6 protein-coding genes are annotated in these 8,610 nt (G+C 32.1%); 2 read left to right on the forward strand and 4 right to left on the reverse strand.

Annotation, left to right across the window (positions count from 1 at the left end; translation table 11 throughout):
• Positions 1–102: 102 nt before the first annotated feature.
• The 3 genes from Q4548_RS03375 to Q4548_RS03385 form a co-directional block, all read right to left on the reverse strand.
• The gene (locus Q4548_RS03375; RefSeq protein WP_303451521.1) at positions 103–2,682 is read right to left on the reverse strand and encodes a right-handed parallel beta-helix repeat-containing protein; all 2,580 of its coding nucleotides are present in this window, start codon (positions 2,680–2,682) and stop codon (positions 103–105) included.
• Between the two features lie 237 nt (positions 2,683–2,919).
• Complete coding sequence (locus Q4548_RS03380) at positions 2,920–3,795, reverse strand: hypothetical protein (protein ID WP_303451523.1); 876 nt, start codon at positions 3,793–3,795, stop codon at positions 2,920–2,922.
• A 12-nt stretch (positions 3,796–3,807) separates the two neighbouring features.
• Positions 3,808–4,500 (reverse strand): hypothetical protein, encoded by a 693-nt coding sequence (locus Q4548_RS03385; protein WP_303451525.1) that lies wholly within the window; start codon positions 4,498–4,500, stop codon positions 3,808–3,810.
• A gap of 271 nt (positions 4,501–4,771) precedes the next feature.
• Between Q4548_RS03385 and Q4548_RS03390 the strand changes: the two genes are divergently transcribed.
• Complete coding sequence (locus tag Q4548_RS03390; protein WP_303451527.1) at positions 4,772–6,265, forward strand: tetratricopeptide repeat protein; 1,494 nt, start codon at positions 4,772–4,774, stop codon at positions 6,263–6,265.
• A gap of 62 nt (positions 6,266–6,327) precedes the next feature.
• Here Q4548_RS03390 and Q4548_RS03395 read toward each other — a convergent pair whose 3' ends face one another.
• Complete coding sequence (locus Q4548_RS03395) at positions 6,328–6,810, reverse strand: DUF3124 domain-containing protein (protein ID WP_336622727.1); 483 nt, start codon at positions 6,808–6,810, stop codon at positions 6,328–6,330.
• 204 nt (positions 6,811–7,014) lie between these two features.
• Here Q4548_RS03395 and Q4548_RS03400 point away from each other — a divergent pair, with 204 nt between their 5' ends.
• On the forward strand, positions 7,015–7,854 hold the full coding sequence (locus tag Q4548_RS03400) for a helix-turn-helix domain-containing protein (RefSeq protein ID WP_303451531.1): 840 nt from the start codon (positions 7,015–7,017) through the stop codon (positions 7,852–7,854).
• The last annotated feature ends 756 nt before the right edge of the window (positions 7,855–8,610 follow it).

Below are 8,610 nucleotides of genomic sequence, written 5' to 3' on the forward strand. Positions count from 1 at the left end.
CTCCTTATAAATATAATTTTATTTACAAGGAGCAATATTGTGAATTTGTTTTTGTTTGGTTGTGAAACCTTTTTTTAAGATAGTGTAAAGACTCTGATTGTTTTATCTCTTTAGTACTTTGATTACTTTTGGTTCTTTGCTGATGATTTTCACAAAATACATGCCTGCTTTTTCATTGTCTAAATTCAGCGTTACAATACCATTTTCTATTGTGTGAACTTTAGAAGAAATTAATTGAGATTGCGTGTTGAATATTTCAATTGGAATTTCACTGTTGTCTACAGGTAGTGTTATGGAAAAACTACTTGTTGTTGGGTTGGGTTTTGCTGTCAGATTTTTATAAAAATCGATTGACTCAATCATGGCTCCTTCGCAATTGTTCTTAGAGTTTACTTTGATAATGTCATCTTGAAGTATGGGGATTTGTAAGTGAGTTGAGTACGTTTCAAGAATAGGGTGATCATTTACGAAAACTGTAAAAGGAGGAGTACCATTGGTAATTTCTACATTGTAAAAATCTTTTGTTATAGTAGTAATTGCATTAATGTTATTGCTTTCAGTTATGATTATCTTAGAGCACTGACTTTTTGTTTCGTTTTGTAAAGAAATACATAAATCATAACTTTTGGGGGTTATGTCTTCAAGGGTCAGTTCTTTGGTAAAGTTGATGTTGTTACCATTAAAATTAGCAGTGTAATTACCAGATAAATCTGCAACAATAGTCGCTTTACCATTGTTTTCGTTAGGACAAGTTTCAGAAGTTGTTTTTATGGTAAATTGAATATCTGTAATGGTAATAAGCATACCTTCTCCCGTATCTTCAATAGCGTTAATACCTGCAGTCCATTGGGTTCCGCCACGTTCATAGGCACCAATATCAGGAGCTGCTCCTTTGTAGGGTTTTGTAAATCCAGAAATAACTTGTCCTTGTTCTAAAACGGAACTTCCTGCTTTAGGCATAAAATTATGAGTATCTGCATCTTCAAATGGAGATGTAGCGGTAATTAAATTGTTTTGAATGTCAAAATCTGTAGCGGTTTCTGTAAACCATTCTCCTGAGCTTGCAAAATTATTGTAGATTTTATTGTTTTCTTGGTTGTATCCATTTACCCAAGAGTCCATAGCAATTCCACTATTCCAAATGGTGTTGTGGTAAAAGTCTAAATCTGTATTGTTCCAGTTTACTTGATAGCCACTCCATGAAACGTTCCATATTACATTGTGATGAACCGTATATCCTTTACTATTATTGTCTAAATAAATTCCTGCTGCTTTTCCAAAATCTGTTGGGTTGTGTGAGTAGCTTGGAGCAGTGGCATCGTGAAACCAGTTGTGGTGTATTTCATTATTTTTTAAATTGTCATTTCCTACGGTGTAAAAGACTCCAGAGTCACTGTTAATTTTTTGACTAGCAGAAACATCATTGTAAGCAACTTCAGAATTAGATCCTGCCACATACATTCCGTCTCTACCAGCATTGTATATTGTGTTTTTAAGCACTTTCATTTGATTACCGCTAGTTCTTATTGGAGATGCGTGTATTCCTACATAATCAATATTGCTAATCGTATTTTGTTCTACGGTACAGTTAGTGGCTGCCCAACCAGATATTACAATTCCGTTAACGGAACTATGATTGATGATGCATCCTTTTATCAACGTATTGTCTCCTAATACTTCTATTGCTGCTTCTCCAACCTGTGCTGATGTGTTGGTTAAGTCATCGTGTCCTTCACTTCCGTGTATGATAGAGCAATTTAGTATTTGATTATTATCTGCATTGTTATGAATTTTAATGCTTCCGCCATAAAAATGAATTCCTTCAAGCTTGATATAATCTCCGTTAAGTTGAACGTTATAAATTCTAGTTGCGTATTCCACACTGTCATTTGCTGGTTTGTTTCCATCAGCAGTTTGGAGATAGAGGGTGTTAGATGCATTGTCATAATACCATTCTCTAGCATGGTCTAAAGCTTCTAGTTTATTAAATAAATACATTTGTCCTCTTTCGTTTCCTGGATAGTTTCTCCAGGTAGTAGGATTGTGTGTGTTAAATGGCCATTTGTTAATGTCAACTTCTGTAAAATCAATTCTTGTAGTAGAGCTAGCAGTGATTGTCCTTGTCCAGCTTGCTCCAGAATGTGCTCCTAAATAATAGACCAAACCACCAGCCCAATCTATGTTAGGAATGTTGTTAGCGGTAAAATAGGAGCCATTTCCGTTGGTAACAGGAGTACAGTCAATTGTCCATCGGTTATTGTCTGTATTGTTTGGCCAGCGAGCTAAATCCATGTATTCTTGGTTGTGGTACACTGCACGAAATCTACTAGATATAGACATGTTTACCGTAGTTTTGTAAGTGTTACCACTGTATAACTGCCAGCCATTAATTTTGGTAGTGGCTTTAATTTCTACCTGTTCTCCTTCGGCAGCTTTAAAAGTTAGAAAGTTGTTGGTGTTTCCGTTTTTATCAACAATTAATTCTTGCTCATAAATCCCTTCTCTAATAATGCAAACGTCTCCAGCAGACATTACAGATACAGCTTTGCTAAATGTTTTATATGGATTTGTTATAGAGCCATTGTTGTTATCGTCTCCAGTAGTAGAAACATAAATATCTTTTGCAAAAGAAATGGTGCTAATTGTAAAAAAAATAAGGATTAAGTGTAGTTTTTTTCTCATTGCAAGATGGAGTTAAATAGTAGTGGTGATTTGCTGCTTTGATAATCAAATGTAAAATTAATTGAAATATTCTGTTAATAGTAGAACAATAACCTTGTTTAATGCATCATATGTCTATTTATCTTTAAAAATGCTTTTGAAGGGTTTTGCTAATTAAGGTTAATGATGTGTATCAATTCAAACGAAGAGATTCGTTTAAAGGAAACAACTCAGATTTATTAAAAATCTGAGTTGTTTTTAAATTTCATCACCTAAAATTTTTTGAAACTTAGATGGATTTCCATCTTCATCATTGGTCAGTAAATAGTAAATCATTCCGGCATCAGAAATATCTGCTCTATCTTCTTTGTGTTTACGCATGCATTTCCATATCCATGCAATATCTGGGTTTGGATGATTTTTTAGCCAGTCCCATGGACGCCAATTGTGATTTGAACTCCAGCCTTGGTTAGGAATTTCTTTTTTATTTTGATCTTTAATTCTTTTAAAATTTAATCGATGACCACTTAATTCTATTACCTGATCTATGGTGTGATGATTGGGTCTTCTTAAATGATGATCGTTGTAATTGCTATGTGATAAAATATAAACATGTGACAGCGATTTTTCTTTTCCGTTATTTATCACCATTTCAATAGCTTGATACAAAAACTCAGAAGGTCCCATGTTGACAAAGAATAAAGGATTTTCTTTGTTAGATTTTTCCAATTCTTTAGCTAGGTGTTTAAGTGCTTTTTGTTGGTGGAGCCCTACATCAAAAAATACATTCTTGTCAAAATTCCATCTAGCAATAGAGCCTTCAACTCCTTCTTTCATGTAGTTTCTTACAGTTGTGTGGGGTGGAGAAGGCATAAAGTTGTTGTAAGAGAAATGTACCAATTTGTGCTGTAATTTCTTTTTTGCCAACATGGCTAATGCAGCAGGAGTGGCACCCCAGTCGTCAGGGTCTGCGTAGTTGTATTTACCCGTGTATTCTAAATCTGGTTGTGCATTTCCATCGGCACTGCAAGCAATTCTATATTGATTGTACTCTATAAATTGAGATGAAACATATTGAGGAACGAGTAAACTGATAAATAGAAGGATAGAAAATATGTGGTGGTTATTTTTCATTGGTTTTGGTTTTTAGTCGCATGTTGTTGTTTCGGTAAGATTTTTAGATGCTTCTTGAGCTTCAACATCTGTCATACCTATAGAAAATACCATTTTGTCTAGTTGAAAAAATTGAGATCTTGCACAGATTTTAAGAGTGTATTCTCCTGCAGCAGGGAAATTGACACGCATCCAAGAACTTGATTTAGGTTCGTGTATGTCTAGTGCTCCTCCGTAGGTAAACTCCCCTTGTCCTCTACTTACAAATTTTTCGTAATGTTCTAATATGTAAGGACTGTTGTTTATGTAGGCTTGACCTAGATTTTCTGGAAAATAAATCCAAACATCATTAGCTAAGTCACCTTCAGATTCGTCAGGTTGTCTCATATACCATCTTACTAAGTAATTTGATGCCTTGTCTATTTTAAAACTGACAGAGATTTCATGTGCTAGATTAGGAGTATTGTAACTGTTGGCTCCGTAATATTCAATATATTTTCCTCCAGAGGCTTTGTCATCTTCTATAGTTCTCCAATTACCTTTTAGGTTAAAGTTTTCTGCTTCTATAATTAACAAGCCATCTTTTTCAATAATATGACACTCATTAGGAATGTTGTCTTCTGTAATGGGTTCTGTAGGGGGAATGAATATGTCATCAGATTCATCATTAGTACAAGAAATAAATAATAGGATGATTGCAAATGGTAAAAGAATAATTTTCTTCATAGTTATATATAATAAGGATTGTAATTACAGTATTTAAAAACGTGTAAATAAGTTTTGTGATTAAAAACGATAATGTATTTAGTTAGCTAGCCAAAGCTAAGCTATGAGTAATAATAATCTTGTTTTTGAGACTTTACAATAACTTTACAATTCATCAAATGTGATTGGTAATTACTTTACTGTAGCCCTGTCTGTTTCTTAAAATAGCTACATTGTTAGCATGAAAAAGAGATTTGTTTTTTTATCAATAACAGTTTTATGTTCCTTAAAAATGATGGGAGCTATCGGGTATTTGGTTTTAGGTTCGGATATGGTTGGAAGTATTAATTTGTATGCAAAAAATGAAAATATAAGGGTTAGAGATACTTTGCAGTTGGTTGATTTTTATTTAAAAACAGCTGATGAAAATAAGAATAATGGATTGTATGCAATGGCTTATGAAGATTTATGGGAGGCTATGCTGTTGGCTTCTGCTGTTGATAATATAGAAAAATTAGCAGTTATTTATAATGAATTAGGTGTGTTGTATGGGATTTATGGAAAGAGTAAAAAAGCAATCGAATACAAAAAAATAGCGTTGCAGTATGTTAAAAAAAGCTTAGTGTCCAATAAAGAGAATAGTCAGTTTTTAGGTAAGGCATATTATTCTTTAGCTGTTCAGTATAGAAAAGCAAAGGAGTATAAACAGAGTTTGATGTATTTAGATTCTTGTTTTTATGGAAATAAGAACAAAAACCCATATGTGTTGGCAGAAAAGGGGATTGTTTATACACATCAAAATAGATTGAAAGAAGCTGAGGTTTGTTTGTTAGCAGCAAAACAACTTTTAGAAAAAGAAAGCAAGCATTATTTGGTAATTGTATATTCATCTTTAGGAGATTTATATGTTGAGAAGAAACAATTAGAAAAAGCAATTTATTATTACAATAAAAGCTTAAATAGAATTACAGTTTACAAATCTCATACAGATTTACAAACAGATGTATTGAGAAAAATAGGATACCTATACAGGCAAAAAAATGAATTGAAAAAAGCTTATGCCTGTCTAAAACAATCTACTCAAATAGCAGATAGCTTGTTTAGTATGCGTAGTAAAAATAATACTCAGCTTTTTGAAATAAAAAATAAATACAAAGAAAGGCTCATTAAAAAAGAGGCATATATAAGTCAACAAGAACATGTTATTGAAAAGAAAAAAAGAATTTTCTCTCAATTACTATTTGTCATAGCTATTGTGTTTTTTGCTTTTCTAGCGGTATTGTTTCTTTTTTATCACAAAGCTAAGGTTAGAAGAGTTAAGGAGGAGCAAGAACACAAAGCTATAAAAATTAAGCACGAAAAAGAAAAGCTAGATGTAATATTAGAAACTAAGAGTAAGGAATTAACGGTTTCTACCTTACAGTTAATAGAAAAGGATAAAAATATAAATAGATTACTAGAGATTTTAAAAAAGAAAATGCCAGATAGTTATAGAAAGTTACATAGAGAAATGATGAATGGGAGTAGTGATTTGTGGGAGCGTTTTAATTTGCGTTTTACAGAAGTAAATGCAGGTTTTTATGAACGATTGAGTGAGAAATATCCATTATTAACTCCAACAGAACAAAAGCATTGCGCGTTAATTAAATTAAAGTTTGATAGTAAAGAAATGGCTAGTTTGTTAAATATTTCTGTAAACAGTGTCCATATTTCTAGGCATAGAATAAGAAAGAAAATGGAATTGCAAAGAGATGATGATTTAAGCAACTATATCGCCAATATCTAATTTTTAAGATATTGATTTAAGAATTAAGTTGTCAAATAATTCTGATAGCTTTCCTGTTTGAGTTATTCTATCCTTTTACCCTGGGTAGTGAAAGATAGTCCTTGTTGCCCAGAAGTTGAAATCATCACACCTTCAAATAAAGGTTCGTTTGCATTGGGTTTTATTTTCCAATCAAAAAGAAAGTTGGCACCAGTTCCGCCATCTTTATCAACTTCGTCAATTACTATTTCTACCGTTTCCATAGGGGCAATAAAAATATGTTCTTTAAAGTAAGTTCTAATTAGTTTTCCGTGGGTGTTAAAAAACTCTGCTTTTTCTATAAATAGAGTATCTTTTCTGTTGGTGTTTCGCATGCTTACGGTTACCGTCAAACTGTGAGTTCTATGTTCTGTTTGGCTATAGATTTGAGGATAAACAGAAAGATAACTTATACCTGTGGTTAGCGTATCTGCTAAAGGATGATTTACAATTCGCTTATTCCAATTGGTTGGATTGGTAGAGCTTATTTGTTTTTCTTCCTGACACGATTGAAATAATAGTGCCAATATCAATATTTTAAATAGGTAATTCATCGTGTTTTTAGATTCAAATCAACGATGGAAAATTACGATATTTTTATTTGAATCACTCAACCTTTAAGCAGTTTTCCTGTTGTTATTCATGTTGATGATTTGTTTCATTAGAAATAAAATAAATTGTCAATAGGTTGCATCTTTAACGACCAATCGAGTAATACAATAAAAAAATAGATGGCTATTCAGAATCTTAAATCATATCAATACAAAGACATTTTTTCTGTACAAACAGTCAGTTTTGAGAATGCTTGTATCTTCAATCAACCGGAAGAAGTTGACACATATAGTATATATTGGATTAAGGAAGGGCAAGGTTCTTATCATATAGATTTTAAAAAATACGATTTTCAAGATAATGTACTGTTTTTTCTGTCGCCAGGACAGGTTTTTTCAATTTCCTCCGAAAGTGTAAAGCAAGCTTATAAAATAAGTTTTGTAAAAGATTTTTACTGTATTCAAACCCATGACAAAGCGGTAGCTTGTAATGGAGTTTTGTTTAATAATGTGTATGAAACTCCTTTTGTACAGCCTTGTGAAAGTGATACTCGAAAACTAATTTTTATTTTGGAGAGTTTGATAGAGGAGTTTCAGAAAAATGAAGTTGCTCAGTATGATATGTTGCAAACCTATTTAAAACAATTTATCATTCTTTCTGTGCGGATACAAAAAGAGCAATCAGAAATAAAAACAGATATTGAGACAAGATTGTTTAAGGATTTTAGTGTGTTGGTAGAGCAGAATTTTAAAATGATACATTCGGTTGCTGATTATGCTTCTCGATTAGGATTGTCTCCGAAGTCGTTGGCTAAAAATTTTCAGAGAGTAGGAGCGGAATCACCTAGTGACTTTATTAAGAATAGAATCTTATTAGAAGCAAAACGTCAATTGATTTACTCCAATTTGCCAGTAAAAGAAATTGCGTATGATTTAGGTTTTAATGATGCGGCTTATTTTTCACGTTTCTTTACTAAGGCTGTTAGAAAATCTCCGCTTCAATTTAAAAAGGAGTATTAAAAATCCTCTTATCTATCTGTTGATGTATTTAAAAACTTTCTACCTTATTAATATATGTAGTAAGATGTATTGTTTTTGAGTTCGTAATGTTTTTGATTTCAAAATTATCGTCTACCTATATTTTATAGATAAATTTAGAAATGTTTGAGTTTTAGTTCTGATGAAGTTGGAGACTGCAATATGTATCATTAAATCGGGAGATTTTTAGATAGAATATATTAAGGAGGGGTATAATAGATGTCTAAAACGATAATTTATGCATTTCTCATGAGTTTTTTCTGATTTTATGAATGATTAAAAGATTGATAATTATGAGGTTAAGAAATAATTCAAAAAAAGGTTAAAAAAGATAGTTGTAGATAAGTAATAGTTGTGTATCTTTGCACCCGCAACAACGACTAGGCAACTAGTTTAGTAGCAAAGTTCAGATACAGATTAGGTGTTTTATTAGATGTTAAAAGCATTGGTTTTTAGGATAAAAAAAGATTAAAATTTTTTAATTTTTATTTGTTTAGAACGGAATAAAATTCTTACATTTGCCACCCGTTAGCGAATTAGCTAACTGGTACTGAAAGAGTTGCGTAAGTGACTGAAGTTCATTGAAGATATAGAAAAATTGACAGCGTAAAATTAGAGAGTAAATTACATGTTTTAGGTAACATGAGATTTTTAAGATTCATCAAATATTATTAAAAAATAACGATGAAGAGTTTGATCCTGGCTCAGGATGAACGCTAGCGGCAGGCTTAACACATG

The organism is Wenyingzhuangia sp. 2_MG-2023 (assembly GCF_030548295.1).
Lineage (GTDB): Bacteria > Bacteroidota > Bacteroidia > Flavobacteriales > Flavobacteriaceae > Wenyingzhuangia.